Origin of the sequence: Natrinema salifodinae, from assembly GCF_900110455.1 — an archaeon.
GTDB lineage: Archaea > Halobacteriota > Halobacteria > Halobacteriales > Natrialbaceae > Natrinema > Natrinema salifodinae.
Window position 1 is genome coordinate 939,289 of sequence record NZ_FOIS01000001.1, and the last position, 13,432, is coordinate 952,720.

The 13,432-nt window shown below is 68.5% G+C and carries 16 protein-coding genes; 5 read left to right on the forward strand and 11 right to left on the reverse strand.

From position 1 onward, the window contains the following. Nucleotides 1-2: 2 nt before the first annotated feature. A complete protein-coding gene (locus tag BMY29_RS04345; RefSeq protein WP_074854627.1) occupies nucleotides 3-365 on the reverse strand; it encodes a DUF7967 family protein in 363 nt (120 codons plus the stop codon). A 56-nt stretch (nucleotides 366-421) separates the two neighbouring features. Here BMY29_RS04345 and BMY29_RS04350 point away from each other — a divergent pair, with 56 nt between their 5' ends. Further along, a complete protein-coding gene (locus BMY29_RS04350; RefSeq protein WP_049990833.1) occupies nucleotides 422-667 on the forward strand; it encodes a DUF8142 family protein in 246 nt (81 codons plus the stop codon). Nucleotides 668-741: 74 nt separating this feature from the next. Here the strand turns inward: BMY29_RS04350 and BMY29_RS04355 are convergent, their stop codons facing one another. The 3 genes from BMY29_RS04355 to BMY29_RS04365 all read right to left on the reverse strand — a co-directional run bounded on the left by BMY29_RS04355 (nucleotide 742) and on the right by BMY29_RS04365 (nucleotide 3,236). Continuing rightward, nucleotides 742-1,323, reverse strand: a complete 582-nt coding sequence (locus tag BMY29_RS04355) for a GNAT family N-acetyltransferase (protein ID WP_049990815.1) — start codon at nucleotides 1,321-1,323, stop codon at nucleotides 742-744. 155 nt (nucleotides 1,324-1,478) lie between these two features. Beyond that, a complete protein-coding gene (locus tag BMY29_RS04360; RefSeq protein WP_049990816.1) occupies nucleotides 1,479-2,420 on the reverse strand; it encodes a DUF7983 family protein in 942 nt (313 codons plus the stop codon). 141 nt (nucleotides 2,421-2,561) lie between these two features. Further along, entirely contained in the window at nucleotides 2,562-3,236 is a 675-nt protein-coding gene (locus BMY29_RS04365) for an HAD family hydrolase (RefSeq protein ID WP_049990817.1), read from the reverse strand. Between the two features lie 131 nt (nucleotides 3,237-3,367). On the opposite strand from BMY29_RS04365, the gene BMY29_RS04370 reads away from it, so the two are divergent. Further along, nucleotides 3,368-4,504, forward strand: a complete 1,137-nt coding sequence (locus tag BMY29_RS04370) for an alpha/beta fold hydrolase (protein ID WP_049990818.1) — start codon at nucleotides 3,368-3,370, stop codon at nucleotides 4,502-4,504. A 2-nt stretch (nucleotides 4,505-4,506) separates the two neighbouring features. Here BMY29_RS04370 and BMY29_RS04375 read toward each other — a convergent pair whose 3' ends face one another. The 4 genes from BMY29_RS04375 to BMY29_RS04390 all read right to left on the reverse strand — a co-directional run bounded on the left by BMY29_RS04375 (nucleotide 4,507) and on the right by BMY29_RS04390 (nucleotide 7,976). Beyond that, on the reverse strand, nucleotides 4,507-5,334 hold the full coding sequence (locus BMY29_RS04375; protein ID WP_049990819.1) for an alpha/beta fold hydrolase: 828 nt from the start codon (nucleotides 5,332-5,334) through the stop codon (nucleotides 4,507-4,509). 9 nt (nucleotides 5,335-5,343) lie between these two features. Beyond that, a complete protein-coding gene (locus tag BMY29_RS04380; RefSeq protein WP_081985481.1) occupies nucleotides 5,344-5,847 on the reverse strand; it encodes a YciE/YciF ferroxidase family protein in 504 nt (167 codons plus the stop codon). 134 nt (nucleotides 5,848-5,981) lie between these two features. After that, a complete protein-coding gene (locus BMY29_RS04385) occupies nucleotides 5,982-6,539 on the reverse strand; it encodes an FAD-dependent oxidoreductase (RefSeq protein ID WP_049990821.1) in 558 nt (185 codons plus the stop codon). Between the two features lie 135 nt (nucleotides 6,540-6,674). Then, nucleotides 6,675-7,976: a cation:proton antiporter gene (locus BMY29_RS04390; protein WP_049990822.1), complete on the reverse strand. Its 1,302-nt coding sequence runs from the start codon at nucleotides 7,974-7,976 to the stop codon at nucleotides 6,675-6,677. Between the two features lie 156 nt (nucleotides 7,977-8,132). Here BMY29_RS04390 and BMY29_RS04395 point away from each other — a divergent pair, with 156 nt between their 5' ends. Continuing rightward, nucleotides 8,133-8,690, forward strand: a complete 558-nt coding sequence (locus BMY29_RS04395; RefSeq protein WP_049990823.1) for a DUF8159 domain-containing protein — start codon at nucleotides 8,133-8,135, stop codon at nucleotides 8,688-8,690. Between the two features lie 48 nt (nucleotides 8,691-8,738). Here the strand turns inward: BMY29_RS04395 and BMY29_RS04400 are convergent, their stop codons facing one another. Both BMY29_RS04400 and BMY29_RS04405 read right to left on the reverse strand, forming a co-directional pair. Next, entirely contained in the window at nucleotides 8,739-9,281 is a 543-nt protein-coding gene (locus tag BMY29_RS04400; RefSeq protein ID WP_049990824.1) for a YciE/YciF ferroxidase family protein, read from the reverse strand. A 63-nt stretch (nucleotides 9,282-9,344) separates the two neighbouring features. Then, a complete protein-coding gene (locus tag BMY29_RS04405) occupies nucleotides 9,345-10,235 on the reverse strand; it encodes an SDR family oxidoreductase (RefSeq protein ID WP_049990825.1) in 891 nt (296 codons plus the stop codon). Nucleotides 10,236-10,382: 147 nt separating this feature from the next. On the opposite strand from BMY29_RS04405, the gene pdhA reads away from it, so the two are divergent. Both pdhA and BMY29_RS04415 read left to right on the forward strand, forming a co-directional pair. Next, a complete protein-coding gene (gene pdhA, locus BMY29_RS04410) occupies nucleotides 10,383-11,471 on the forward strand; it encodes a pyruvate dehydrogenase (acetyl-transferring) E1 component subunit alpha (RefSeq protein ID WP_049990826.1) in 1,089 nt (362 codons plus the stop codon). Next, complete coding sequence (locus BMY29_RS04415; protein WP_049990827.1) at nucleotides 11,464-12,432, forward strand: alpha-ketoacid dehydrogenase subunit beta; 969 nt, start codon at nucleotides 11,464-11,466, stop codon at nucleotides 12,430-12,432. Before pdhA ends, BMY29_RS04415 begins: the two co-directional genes overlap by 8 nt. 48 nt (nucleotides 12,433-12,480) lie before the next feature. Here the strand turns inward: BMY29_RS04415 and BMY29_RS04420 are convergent, their stop codons facing one another. After that, the gene (locus tag BMY29_RS04420) at nucleotides 12,481-13,305 is read right to left on the reverse strand and encodes a hypothetical protein (RefSeq protein ID WP_083402516.1); all 825 of its coding nucleotides are present in this window, start codon (nucleotides 13,303-13,305) and stop codon (nucleotides 12,481-12,483) included. Between the last annotated feature and the right edge of the window lie 127 nt (nucleotides 13,306-13,432).

The window sequence follows — 13,432 nt, forward strand, 5'->3', positions numbered from 1 at the left end:
CGTCAGACGGTATCGTCCGGATCGTGTTCGGCGGCCATCCGAGACGCCTCCTCGGCGTAGCGTTCCCGCGTCTCCGGATCGTCGACCGTCCCGAGTTCGCCTGGCGCGACCGCCAGGCCGGCCTTCGTCTCGCGAGCGGGGCCGGTGAAACTCGTCAGCGCCCGCTCGCGGCGGTGATAGCGTCGGCCGTCTTCGGTCGCGTACACCAGGATGATGAGGTTGAGTTCGTCGTCCGAGTAGGTCCGTTCGACGAGCCAAACGCGGACCCGATCGCGCTCGTTCGGGTCGGCGTCGTCGGAGGTGTCGGATTCTTCGATCTCGATACGACCGTTCTCGACCGTCGAATCGGAGCCGTTAGATGTCATGACTGTTCGCTGAATCGCCACAACCGCTTATGACGCGGGCCGTCGACGCCTCGCGTATGGCCGCGGACACAGAGCCGTCGATCCCGTCCGACGGCGTCGGCGATCGCCGCCGCGCCGCCCGCTACGTCGCCCCGTTTCTCGTGCTCGGGGTCGGGAACCTGATCCTCCTGCTCCTCTGGGGGCTGGACCCGTTGTGGACCTTCGCGATCCTGCCGCCGATCCTGTTTCTCTCGGCCATCGCCTGGCTCGCGTTTCGGCACGACTTCCACCGGCGGCCCGCCGGCTCCGGCCCGAACCGGTGACGAGCGTTCGGCCACGGGCCCGGCCCGGACCAGACCGGACCTGAACCAGCGTCGGGGAGGCACTCGTCGATCGCTCACCGACCCGTATCGTACTTGTACGTCGCCGAGTCGGGATCGATCCCGAAGTCCTCGGCCGCCTCCTCGTCGTCGGCGTCCTCGCGGCCCTCGGGGGCGCGCTTGAACGCCTCGCGGAGCCGGTCGGGCATCCGGAACTCGGCGACGTCGATCGCCAGGGGCACCGCGTCGGGATCAATGCCCTCGCGCTTGGCTTCGAGCCGCTCTCGGAGGACGGGCGGCAGATCGGACTCCCCGATCCGCTGGAAGCCGAACTGCGCGAGGTAGGCGCCCTCGCCGGTCAACGAGTAGACGGTGTCGAACCCCTCGTCGCTGGCGTACTCCACGAGTCGTTCGACGACGTGGGCGCCGACGCCCTGACCGCGCCAGCCCTCGAGGACGCCGATGCTGGTTAGCTCGCAGACGCCGCCGGTGTCGTCCTTGTGGACGCGGATACGGCCGAAGCCGGCCTTCTCGCCGGTCTCCTCGTCGACCGCGACGACGTAGTCGCGCGAGCGGAACGCCGTCTCGTCGAGCCCCATCGACTCGATGTGATCCAGCAACCAGACCTCTTCCCTGTTTTTCGCGTCCCGCACGTACATGATTTGACGTAGGCGGCGTGCAGCCAAAAGGGTTTGTGGGTTGCCAGTATCTCGCCGCAGTGCCGGCGCGCCGACTCGGAGCGGTCGCCTGGTCGCATCGCCGCCGTTCCCGCCGAAGCGAAGTTCGAAAAGAGCTACGGACGGTTCGACTCCGGTTAGCCCGCGGACAGCGCCGCTTCCAGGCGGTCCTCGATGGCGTCCAGTTCGTCGCGTAGGGCCTCTCCTTCGGCGCCCTCGAGGTCGTCGATCCGGTCGGCGAGTCCCTGGAGCCGCGAGTACTTCTCGTCCTCGTCGACGCCGGTCTTCTGGACGTAGACGTCCTCGTCGACGTCGTAGACCTCGTCCTCCTCGAGCTCGGTCACGGCGAGGACGACATCCAGCCTGTCCTGGTCGACGCCCATGACCCACTCGCGGGGGATGCCACGCTCGTCGAGCGCGTCGAAGATCGTGTCCGCGTCCTTCGGCTGTCGGCGCTCTCGCGTCGTCCGCCGAACGGTCCCGTACCGTCCGTGCAGCGTCTGGTCCGGCCCGAGCCGATCGAGCAGCGGCTCCCGCGCCGACCGGCGCACCCGATCGGCGCCGTGTTGGACGTCCGACGCGAGCACGTAGAGGTCGGTCAGCGCGTCGGTGGCGAGGGCCGCGGGCTCGTCCGCGTCGGTGTCCAAGCGCTCGAGCAGCGCGGCCAGCAGCATCGCGTCGTCGTGGACGCGCTCGGGCTGGGTCCGGGCGTCCGGCGCCGGGACGAGGTACGGACTCTCCCCGCCGACGGCGTCGTCCGGGTCGTACCTGATCGCCTCCTCGTCGGCGGCGTACTCCGCGGCGAGGGTCACGACGCTGGCGTAGGGCTCGACGCCTGGCGGAAGCTCCGCGATCGGCACCGTTCCCTCGTCGAGTTGCTCGAGGAAGACGACGAACTGTTCGCGCCAGAGCGGGCGCCGCTCGCCGCTGTCGCCGAACCGGACGACGATCCGATCGCCCGCGGTCCGCTCGATCTCGAACGGCCGCTCGGAGACCGGCGTGAGGAGTTCCGCGCCCGGATCGAGATCATCGCACTGGGTGCGGAGGTCCGTCCAGGTGTCGTCGGCGTCGGATTCCATACCGAATGTACGGCGAGCAGGCTGAAAAAGCGCGACCACGAATCTGCCACCGGTTCGGCCGCCGACGGCGACCTGCGGCCCCGGCTGTTCCGGACGCGCATCTACCGGTGAGAACGCGAGGCGCCGCGGAGGCGCGACCGACTACTGGATAATCGACGGCAGCTGCGAGAGCGACGGCAGGTGATAGGTCGGTTCCACTCCGATGTCGGCCCGGTCGTCGTCGGCTTCACCGGATCGGGAGAGCAACACCGAATCGATGCCCGCGTTGTCGGCCGCCCGCACGTCGACGGCCCTGTCGCCGACGTACAGCGCCGACTCGGCCTCGAGGGACGTCATCGCGGCCTCGATGTTCGTCGGGTCCGGCTTGCGTTTGGCCAGGCCGTCGGGGGTCAGCGGGCAGCCGTAGACGGTCTCGAACAGCGACCGGAGCCCGAACCGGTCGAGCAGCGTCGAGACGACTGTCGGGTGGTTGTCGCTGACGATTCCCAGGGGTTGGTCGAGCGATCGCACGGCAGTGACGTCGTCGTAGGCCGAGCGCAGCCCGCGTTCGACCGATTCGCGCTGGGCGCGGACCATCTCGCGAGCGGCCTGGGCGCAGAACGCGTCCGTCTCGATGCCGAGGCTGTGACAGCGCCGGGCGATCGACTCGAAGTCGCCGCCCATCAGTTCCTGAACCGTCTCGGCCGCCGTCTCCGCCGCCGGTCGAGAGCGACCGAGTCGCTCGTACGTTCGGCCGAGCGCATCGTACAGTCGCTGGGACGAGGGGTTCTCGACCACGACCCCGTCGAAGTCGAACAGGACCGCGTCGTATTCCATTGCTGGCACCACCTAATCAGGTATCCGACTTAACAGTATCTCACTTCCGGCGCGGTACGGAGCGGTTACGATCCGGCGAACGCGCAGGTCGCGGACTCAAACGGCTTCGGTGCGTTATCGGCCCACACCGAATGCTACCCCACGAGTTCGCTCGCCAGGCCGCCGACCGCGCGGCGCGGACGCCGATGAAGCTCGGCCAGGCGCCCGCGCAGCTGGCTCGCCTGGCGACCGCCGAGCCGGACGAGACGCCGTACGAGGTCGTTTACGAAGAATCGCCGGTTCGGCTCCGGCGGTACGAGCCGCGCGGCGGGTCCGTCCGCGACGCGCCGGTCGTGATCGCTTACGCCTTCATCAACGATCCCTCGATCTTGGACTTCGCGCCGGATCGGAGCGTGATCCGCGGGTTCTGCGAGCGCGGCTTCCCCGTCTACGTCGTCGACTGGGGCGACGCGTCGCCGATCGACCGCTCGCTCGGCCTCGGGGATTACGTCGTCCGGTACCTCCGCAACTGCGTCGACGTCGCGCGCGAGGAGACCGGCGCCGAGGCGGTCCACCTGTTGGGGTACTCGACGGGTGCACCGCTGTCGGCCGGGTACGCAGGCGTCTTTCCCGAGACCGTGCGGACGCTCCTGCTTCAGGGGCCGCCGCTGGCGTTCGGCGACGGCGACACCGACGGCGAGCCTGACACCGAACGTAGCGTGGACGAGGTGGACGGAATGGACCTGTTCCGCACCCTGGCCGCCGAGCACGACCCAGGCCTGGTCGCGGAGACGTTCGATACGGTCCCCACGCCGCTGCTCGAACTCGTCTTGGCGCTGCGGAAACCCGTTGAATACGCCGTCACGAACCCGCTGCGGCTCTGGGACCGGCTCGACGACGACGCGACCGTCGAGGAGTACGGCCGGAAACTCGACTGGGTGCGGGGCGGCCCCGCGCTCCCGGCCACCGCCTATCGGGAGTTCGTCGAGGACCTTCTGCTCGAGAACCGGCTGCTCGAAGGTGAATGGGAACTGCTCGGACACGCGGTCGACCTCGACCGAATCGAGATGCCGGTCGCGCTCGTGATCGGCCGCGACGACGCGTTCGTGCCGCGGTCGGCGAGCGTTCCCTTCCTCGATGCGATTCCCAGCGCGGAGACGCGGATCTTCGAATCGCCGGTCGGTCACGTCGGCCTCTCGGTCTCGCGCGAAGCACACGCGGACGCCTGGCCGCGAGTCCACGAGTGGGTCGCGGCACGAGAGCGAGCGGGATTCGAGCTGACCGAGTAGAATCAGCGCTCGAGGAACGACCGAACCCGGGAGTCGAACGTCACCTTTCGTTCGTGGAAGGCGGCGTGTTTCGCACCCGGCGCGAGCGACACGGTGCCGTCGGGGATCAGCGCCGCGGTCTCCCGGGCGATCGGCGGCGGGAAGATCGGATCGCGGCCGCCGCCGAACACGAGCGTCGGTCGCTCGATCTCCGCGAGCCGGTCGCGGCCGTCGAACTCGAGGGCGAACTCGAGCGAGCGCCAGACGTCCGCGGGATCGGCCGGTCGGGGTTGGACGAATCGGCCGACGGTCTGGAGCGTCAGCGGGTAGGCGATCGCGCGGCTGTCCGAGAACATCGCGACGGCGAGTGCAGAGCGGAGCGACGCCCAGTCGTGCTCTCGGGCGTAGTACTCGAGCCGCCGCACCGTCGGGCGAGCGTCCTCGTCGATCCGGTAACCGCTGTCCGCGAGGACGAGCCGGTCGACCAGGTCGGGGCGGCGGCGGGCCAGTTCTTGCCCGATCAGTCCACCCATCGAGACGCCGACGACGTCGATCGCCTCGTGCTCGTCCGCGATCGCCTCGAGCGCCAGGCGGTGCGTCGCGACGGCGTCGTCGGCGTCGTACCCGGCCGGGAGACCGCGCGGACGGCTGAGGAGGTAGACCGCGTAGTCGTCGAGGTATCGCGCGAAGTAGGGCGCGAGCGTCCAGCCGGAAAACGGGGGATACGTCCCCGGGAACATCGCGTCGCCGATGCCCGGAAGGACGACGAGCGCCCGCGACCCGTCGCCGACGGTGGCGGCGCTCGCGTAGGGGTGGTCACCGGGGAGCTCCCCGGTGTCGGTGCGTAGCACGGGTCCGGGTTACGACGGGGTTAGCCGGTCCCACAGCGACTTCATGTCCTTCGCCGTCGCCAGCGTCTCGAGTTCGCGGAAGGCGGATTTCTCCTCGTCGTAGTTGGATTCGAGCGGCCGCTGGACGTCGTTGCCGAGTTCGAGCTGCTCCGCGAGGGTCGTCAGCCCCTCGTAGGCCGTCATCTCGACGCGCTCGGTCATCATCCCCGCGTTCAGGTAGACCATGTTCAACATCTCGTCGTCCTCGATCTGAGCCTCGAGTTCGCGTCGGTCCTCCTCGAGCCCGTCGAGGAGGGCGCAGTCGCGGGCTTCCGCAGGACGGTCGAGCGCCGCGAAAACGTCCTCGAGGCGCTGGACCTGCGTTCGCGTCTCGTCTCGGTGGTCGGCAAAGCCCTGGCTCATCCGGTCGTTGGTCGTGTTGCGGGCCATCTCGTCGAGCGTCTCGACGAGTTCCTGTTCGATGTAGTACTGCTGTGCGAGCTTGTGGACGAACAGCTCGTGGAGATCGTTCATCGGCATACAGGTAGATCACCACCGACCAGCGGCTTAGTCGTCAACCCCGAACACGCAGGTGCGGCGAGATCGCTCGATTCCGCCGATCTGCCGCGGGTGAAACGTCGCGATCGATTCCCGCGCTTGCCGCTCGATCACGGCACGTCGTCGGGTACGTCGAAGTCATGGAAGTGCTCGCCCTTCTCCTTGCTGAGGATATTCAGCGCCGCCGACGCGCCGTCGCCCGCGGCGATGACGGCCTGCCACTCCTCGGCCCGGACCATCGCGCCCGTCGCGTACAGGTTATCGATGCTCGTCTCCATATCGAGGTCGACGTCGACGGTGTCCTCGTCGTCGAAATCGACGCCGAGATCCTCGGCTACGGAGCGGTCGGCACCCGTCGCGAGTACCACGTAGTCGGCCCGGTACTCGTCGTCCGCGGTCTCGACTCGGAAGCCGCCGTCGCTCGGTTCCACGTCGGTGACCTCCTCGCCGACCCGGACGTCGGCCCCGCGGTCGCGGACCTGGCCGCGCGTGAGCTCCATGAATTCGCTCCCGCTGATGCTCCGGATTCCCGGGTAGTTGAACAGGTGGGCCTTGTGCATCCACGTCTCGTCGGTATCGAAGACGACGGTCTCGAGGCCGTTTTTCGCAGTGAACAGGGCTGCGCTCAGACCGGCGGCACCGCCGCCGACGATTGCGACATCTACCATGGGCGAAGCCACAACGGATCCCCGGATAAAAATTCTCGACAGTACTCATGACTGTTACAAATGCTGATCGGCCGAATCGAAGCGGCCCGGCGGGCCAGCGGACCAGCGAGCGTCCGTCCGAACGGCCCGCGGCCGTCACACGTGTTCATACGGTTCCTCCTGCCAGTCCTCCATCGGTTCCTCCTCGCCGAGCCACTCTTCGACGACAGGGGTGGCGCTGAACCCGAGCGGGACGACCGAGACGAGGATCGTTAGACCAGACAGCGCCCAGATCACCTCGGGGTCCCGGAACGCGGCTTCGTTCAGCCCGAACGCGAGGTAGTACAGCGTCCCGATGCCCCGCAGTCCGTACAGGGAGATGATCGTCCGCTCCGTCCAACTGCGATCGAACCCGATCAGCGCGACGAGCCCGGACAGCGGCCTGACGACGAAGACGACGAGGACGGCGGCGACGGCCAGGCGCCACGTCAGCGGCGCGAACAGCCCGTGGGCGATGAGGCCGCCGAACAGCGTCATGATGACGCCAAGTAGCAACTGTTCGCTCATCTCGGAGAGATCGTGCAACCGCTCGTAGTAGACGTGGTCGTACTCGTAGTTGCGCAACACGGTCGCGGCGATGAAGACGCCGATAAAGCCGTAGCCGCCGAGGAACTCGATCAGGCCATAGACGGCGAACGTTCCCCCGAGCGCCTGAAGCCCGAGTACCGACGTGGCCATCGGCGCGTCGGGGACGCCGGCGAAGACCACCTTCGCGAGCAGCCAGCCGAATACCAGGCCGCCGAGCAGCGCGACGATGATCCGAAAGACGACATCGACGAGAATCCATTCGCCGAGCCAGTTCCCCGGCGCGGCGCCCGCGATCGCCATCGCGACCGCCAGGTTGGTAAACGGAAACGCGAAGCCGTCGTTCAACCCCGCTTCCGACGTGAGGGCGAATCGCACCTCGTCCTCGTGGCCGTCGGCGTCCTCGCGCTCTCGGTCTTCGGTGCTTCCTTCCGGGCCCTCGACCATCACCTCCGAGGCCATCACGGGATCGGTCGGCGCGATGACCGCCCCGAACAGCACCGCCGTCGGGATCGCCAGGCCGGCCCACCAACCGACGACGGCGGCCAGGCCGATCGTCAGCGGCATCGTGATCCCGAGCAGCCGCCAGGTCGACGCCCAGTCGCGCAGCCCCGGCGGGCGGTCGATCTTCAGCCCCGCGGTCATGAGCGCGATGATCACGCCGAGTTCGGCGAGCCGTTCGGCGAACTCGCCCTGCAATAGCGGATCGAGCGAGGGCAACCCGAGCGGTAACCAGAAGATAAGGAATCCGAAAAGAACGTAGATCGGCGGCCTCGTGAGCGGCTTGTTCTCGACGAACCGCGGTATCGCACCGACCCCCAGTATTATCAACCCGAGAAGAACGAGAACCTGATCGTAGAATTCCAACGCCATCGATGGGATTCACGTCGGATCGATGGAAAGGACTTGGCCCTGTATTTCCCGACCGGAGTTATTTCCGCGACGTCGGCCTAGAGCCGGTCGAACCGACCGAATCGACAGTCCCGCTGCGACCGTCTTCCGAACGAACGTGTCTGAAGTTGGAAATACATGGATCGACGAACCTATCTCGACCGATGCGCCGCCCTCGGCGTCGCGGTCGCCGTCGCCGGCTGCACCGATCAGACTCTCGAGGACGCCAAGGATCAGCCGCCGGTGTTCGACGACGTCTACGACGAGTCGTCGGGCAGTCTGCCGGTCGAAGACGAGTTCGACGTCGTCGCGGCGGGCATCGAGCGCGCCGACGGCGTGACCCTCGACGAGCCGGCCGCGCTCGAGGAGTTCCTGGTCGACGCCGGTATCGCGGTCGAGCACCTCGCGGAGGCCGAACTGCACGGCGACACGGTCCTCGAACTCGAACACGTGGTCGGGGAGACGATTTCGGAGGGAAACGGGCGGAGCATGGGCATCGTCGCGGGCGGGTACACGGCGCTCGTCCGCGGCGGGTACGACGGCGACGAACTCTCGGCCAGCCTCCTCGACCCCGACGGTCAGACGTTCGGCGAGTACGAGGTGCTGACCGATTGGGCCGAGGAGTACGATGCGGGCGGGATCACGGCCGCCGTCTACGCCAGCGAGGTGTTGCACACCCTCGAATCGGCGCGATGAGCCCCTACTCGGGACGGGGTCGATGCGCCGAATCGGACTCAGGAGCCGTCACGCGCTCGTGATCCGCCGCCAGAGCCGGCCGAGATCCGGACCGCCCGCGCCAGCGAGCGCCTCGAGCTTCCGAAGCGTTTTCTCCTCCTGTCCGAGGTTGGCCGCCAGCGGGTCCGTGACGTCGTCTCCGAGTCCCGCCTTCGCGGCCGTCGCGAGCAGCCCCTCGTAGCTGGTGATCTCGATTTGCTCCGTCTGGATCGCCAGCGTGAGATACCGGCGGTTCCGGAGGGCGGCGTCCGCCACGTCGCCCTCGACCTGCGCCTGCGCCGCGATCAGGCCGTCGACGAGCGGGTCGGCCCGCCTGGTCGGCTCGGCGCCGAGCGCGTCGAACGCGTCCTCGACGCGGCGGACCTGCGTCTCGGTCTCGGTCCGGTGGAGCGCGAAGCCCTTGCTGAGATTATCGTTCGTGGCCGTCTCCGACAGGTCGGCCAGAGCGTCGACCAGCTTCACCTCCATGTCGTAGACGGCCGCGAGGTCGTAGGTGAACAGGGCCGCAGGGTCTCGGATCTCCGTCTCCGGCGGGGACTGGGAGTCGCTCACGGTTGCTCTACGGACGCGTTCGAGAGGCCGTTACAAAGCCCATTTTCCGCCGCTACGAGACGGTCACTCCGGCCGATGATTCCGCGCGAACCACCAGGCGAGGACTTTCTTTACCGGCTCGGTCGTCGAGAGCCGGACGGAAGCGGCGAGGAGCGACGTCCGCCACGACGGAGGGAGCACGGCCGCGACGACCGCGCCGGCCTTGGCCGGCCAGCCGACCCCGTATCGCCCCTTCGGGTCGTCGCTGGTCGCCGCCTCGAGTATCGTTTCGGCGACCGCCTCGGGGGCGGTGATCCCGACGCCGCCGGCCTTGGCGGTGTGGAGCAGTTCGAGCACCTCGTAGAGGTCGGTGTACGCCGCGTTGTGATCGACGTCGACGAGTTCGTCGCGCGCCCGGTCGTAGAAGTCCGTCCCCACGACCGTCGGCTCGACGATGACGACGTCGATCCCCTGCTCGCTGACCTCCTGACGAAGGGTCTGACTGACGGTCGCGAGCGCGGCCTTCGAGCCGCTGTAGCTCCCGAGTCCGGCGATCGGAAACCGGTCCGTGATGCTCGTGACGTTGACGATCGTCCCGGCACCCTGCTCGCGCATCTGCGGCAGGACGGAGCGCATCAGCCGCTGGGGACCGAAGGTATTCACCTCGTACTGCTCGCGGACCTTCTCGATCGGCACGTCCTCGACGGGGCCCAGCTGGCCGAACCCGGCGTTGTTGACGAGGCAGTCCAGCCGGCCCTGCTCGTCGATGATTCGATCGACGACTCGCTCGACGTCGTCGGACGAGGTCACGTCGAGCCGATCGGTCAGGGCCCCGGCCGCCTCGAGGGCGGCCAGGTCGCTCGGCTCGCGGGCGGTCGCGTAGACCGTCCAGCCGGCGGCGAGAAACCGGCGAGCAGTTTCGCGCCCGACGCCCGAGGAACAGCCGGTGATGAGGACCGTCTTACTCGTACGCATAGGGTCCGTACGCTCCGAGCGAGGATAGAACCCCGGCGGGCCGACCTCCGCTGACGCGGCCTTTCCGGAGGCGAACGGCGCCAGGGACGGTCTCGAAGCAATATGCCGGGCCGTGTGCTAACTGCCTCGAGCGCCTAGTTCGGTCCCATGCCGCGAGAGGAAATTGCCGATTTCACTATCGAGACCGTTCAGGTGCTCTCCGAGGAGGAGACCGTCGACGAGGACCTGGTCCCCGAACTGAGCGACGACGAGTTGCTCGAACTGTACGAAGCGATGAAGCGATCGCGCCGGCTCGACGAGCGCGCTATCGCGTTACAGCGCCGAGGCGAACTTGGGACGTACGCGCCCGCGATCGGCCAGGAGGCCGCCCAGGTCGGCACCGCATTCGCCATGGCCGAGGACGACTGGCTCGTCCCGTCGTTCCGCGAACAGCCCGCGCTCCTCGTCCGGGGTACGCCGCCCGAGCGGATCCTCCAGTACGCACTGGGGATGGAGGAGGGCGCCGAGATCCCGGGCGGGAAGGGGGCGCTCCCGCCGGCCATTCCCGTCGGGTCCCAGCCGTTACACGCCGTCGGCGTCGGCTGGGGCGAGTCGTTGCAGGACAGAGAGACCGTCGCCGTCACCTACTTCGGTGACGGCGCGACCAGCGAGGGCGACGTCTACGAGGCGTTGAACCTCGCCGGCGTCTACGACGCCCAGACCGTCTTCGTCTGTCAGAACAACCGGTACGCCATCTCGACGGGGACCGAGAAGCAGACCGAAGCGGAGACGTTCGCCCAGAAGGCCATCGCGGCGGGCATCGAGGGCATTCAGGTCGACGGCAACGACGTCTTGGGCGTCTACCGCGTCGCACAGGAAGCCATCGAGAAGGCCCGGAACGGCGATCCGGTCTTCATCGAGGCGCTCACCTACCGGCGGTCGATGCACACGACCTCCGACGACCCCTCCGCCTACCGCGAACACGAGGAGGAGTCCGAGTGGGAGGCCCGCGACCCCATCGTCCGTTTCCAGATGTTCCTCGAAGACCGCGGGATCCTCGACGCGGACACCGAAGCCGAGATCGACGACCGGATCGAGTCCGAACTCGCCGACGCGATCGACCAGGCGCGGACGGCTCGCGAGGAGCTCGATCCGGCGGACATGTTCCGCCACGTCTACGCCGACTTGCCGCCCGAACTCGAGGACCAACTCGCGGCGTTCGAGGCCGACGGACGAGGGGGTGGTGTGGATGGCTGAACGCCTCCGGATGGTCGAAGCCGTCCGCGACACGCTGGACGCGGAGCTAGAGCGCGACGACGACGTCGTCGTCTACGGCGAGGACGTCGGCCGAGCTGGCGGCGTGTTCCGGGCGACGCAGGGGCTGATCGACGACTATCCCGACCGGGTGTTCGACTCGCCGGTCGCGGAGGCGGGCATCGTCGGCATGGGCGTCGGCCTCGCGGCCACCGGCATGCGACCGGTCCCGGAGATCCAGTTCCAGAGTTTCCTCTACCAGGGGTTCCATCAGCTGGCCCAACACGTCGCGCGCATCCGGAGCCGCACTCGGGGGACGATTACCTGTCCCATGACGATCCGGGCGCCCTACGGCGGCGGCATCCACGCCCTGGAACTGCACTCCGAGAGCTTCGAGGCCGGGTTCGCACACGTGCCGGGCCTACAGGTCGTCTTCCCCTCCTCGCCGGCCGAGACGAAGGGGCTGCTCACGTCGGCCATCCGCGATCCGGATCCGGTCGTCTTCATGGAACCGACGCGGCTGTACCGCTCGTTCCGCGAGGAGGTCCCCGACGACCACGAGATCCCGCTCGGCCAGGCGCGCGTGGTCGAGCCAGGCGACGACGTGACGGTCGTCGCCTGGGGATCGATGCTCCGCGAGACCCTCGACGCCGTCGAGGACGTCGACGCGAGCGCCGAGGTGGTCGACCCGCGGACGCTCTATCCGCTCGACACGGAGACCATCGCCGAGTCGGTGAAGAAGACCGGCCGCTGCGTCGTCGTCCACGAAGCGCCTCGGACAGCGGGCATGGCCGGCGAGATCACCGCCCGCATCAACGAGGAGGCGTTTCTCTACCTCGAGGCTCCGGTCGAGCGGGTAACCGGCTACGACGTGCCCGTCCCGCTGTTCGCCCGCGAGGACGACTATCTGCCCGACGCCGACCGGATCGCGGACGGGGTTCGGCGCGCGCTCGAATTCGGGTGAGGAACGCGGCGCCGTCGATAGCTGCGGTCCGACGGCGACGTCGCCACGTCACCGCTCGGACTCGTCTTCGGCTGTCCCGTCTCCATTTTCGTCCTCGGCCTGGCGATCCGCGGCGTCCCGATCGGCGTTCGCGACGGCCCCGCTACCCCGCCGCTCGGGAGCCTTCTCCGACGTCGGCTCGGGGTCGGTCCCCTCGCGGGCCGGGTACGACTGCTCCGGAGTCGGGCCGGTCGCCTCGCTGGCCTCGTCGGCCATCGCGGCGTCCGAGAGGTCGATCTCGACGCCCTCGTTTCTCCCGTCTTCGCCGTCGTCGACCCGCGGGTCCGTCCGCTCCGCGTCGTCGAGGGAGGGCTTCGGGCGCGGCTCCTCGCCTCCCGTCGTGAACCGGACGTCCCCCTCGTCGTCTCCGGTGACCGTCTCCACGTCAGATTCGCCCGAAACGCCGCGCGGGTTCGTCTCGTCTTGACTCATGACGTCGTCGCGCTCGCGGGCGGCGCGGGCGTCGTCGGCGACCGTCTTGGAGTGTGTCGCCTGGTCGTCGGACTCCTCCGATTCGGTCCCGCCGAAGGCGGACAGACCGCCGTCGGAGTCGCCGGAGCCGTCGGCCGAGCGGCGCTGTCTGAGGCCGACGGCGAACAGCGCCGCGCCGGCGAGGAGGTGCGCCGCCGCTCGGGCGCCGCTTCGGTTCCGGTTCCGGGACGCCGCCCGGACCGCGCGCATGAGGAGCGCACCACCGGTCAGGACGGCGAGCGAGCCGTTCCGCGCGGTGCCGGCGAGCGTCGAGCCGGCTCGCTTCGCGCGGAAGGGAAGCCTCGTTTCGGTACCGCGATCGTCGTCACTCCGTCGCGTCGAATCGGATTGGTGGGTCGACATGGTGTACTAAGGGAGCCGCGTCGGTCCGAGATACCGTACGACCTCGCCACAGTTGAATCCCGACGCGGCAACAACAACGGTGAACCGTTATTCCGGTCCTTCGAGCGAGCCGCGGGCCGCGAGCGAG

What these genes read in the sequence shown, in the direction of transcription:
- BMY29_RS04345 (WP_074854627.1), bottom strand. Translation starts at nt 365, where the DNA reads ATGACATCTAACGGCTCCGATTCGACGGTCGAGAACGGTCGTATCGAG.
- BMY29_RS04350 (WP_049990833.1), top strand. Translation starts at nt 422, where the DNA reads ATGGCCGCGGACACAGAGCCGTCGATCCCGTCCGACGGCGTCGGCGAT.
- BMY29_RS04355 (WP_049990815.1), bottom strand. Translation starts at nt 1,323, where the DNA reads ATGTACGTGCGGGACGCGAAAAACAGGGAAGAGGTCTGGTTGCTGGAT.
- BMY29_RS04360 (WP_049990816.1), bottom strand. Translation starts at nt 2,420, where the DNA reads ATGGAATCCGACGCCGACGACACCTGGACGGACCTCCGCACCCAGTGC.
- BMY29_RS04365 (WP_049990817.1), bottom strand. Translation starts at nt 3,236, where the DNA reads ATGGAATACGACGCGGTCCTGTTCGACTTCGACGGGGTCGTGGTCGAG.
- BMY29_RS04370 (WP_049990818.1), top strand. Translation starts at nt 3,368, where the DNA reads ATGCTACCCCACGAGTTCGCTCGCCAGGCCGCCGACCGCGCGGCGCGG.
- BMY29_RS04380 (WP_081985481.1), bottom strand. Translation starts at nt 5,847, where the DNA reads ATGAACGATCTCCACGAGCTGTTCGTCCACAAGCTCGCACAGCAGTAC.
- BMY29_RS04385 (WP_049990821.1), bottom strand. Translation starts at nt 6,539, where the DNA reads ATGGTAGATGTCGCAATCGTCGGCGGCGGTGCCGCCGGTCTGAGCGCA.
- BMY29_RS04390 (WP_049990822.1), bottom strand. Translation starts at nt 7,976, where the DNA reads ATGGCGTTGGAATTCTACGATCAGGTTCTCGTTCTTCTCGGGTTGATA.
- BMY29_RS04395 (WP_049990823.1), top strand. Translation starts at nt 8,133, where the DNA reads ATGGATCGACGAACCTATCTCGACCGATGCGCCGCCCTCGGCGTCGCG.
- BMY29_RS04405 (WP_049990825.1), bottom strand. Translation starts at nt 10,235, where the DNA reads ATGCGTACGAGTAAGACGGTCCTCATCACCGGCTGTTCCTCGGGCGTC.
- pdhA (WP_049990826.1), top strand. Translation starts at nt 10,383, where the DNA reads ATGCCGCGAGAGGAAATTGCCGATTTCACTATCGAGACCGTTCAGGTG.
- BMY29_RS04415 (WP_049990827.1), top strand. Translation starts at nt 11,464, where the DNA reads ATGGCTGAACGCCTCCGGATGGTCGAAGCCGTCCGCGACACGCTGGAC.
- BMY29_RS04420 (WP_083402516.1), bottom strand. Translation starts at nt 13,305, where the DNA reads ATGTCGACCCACCAATCCGATTCGACGCGACGGAGTGACGACGATCGC.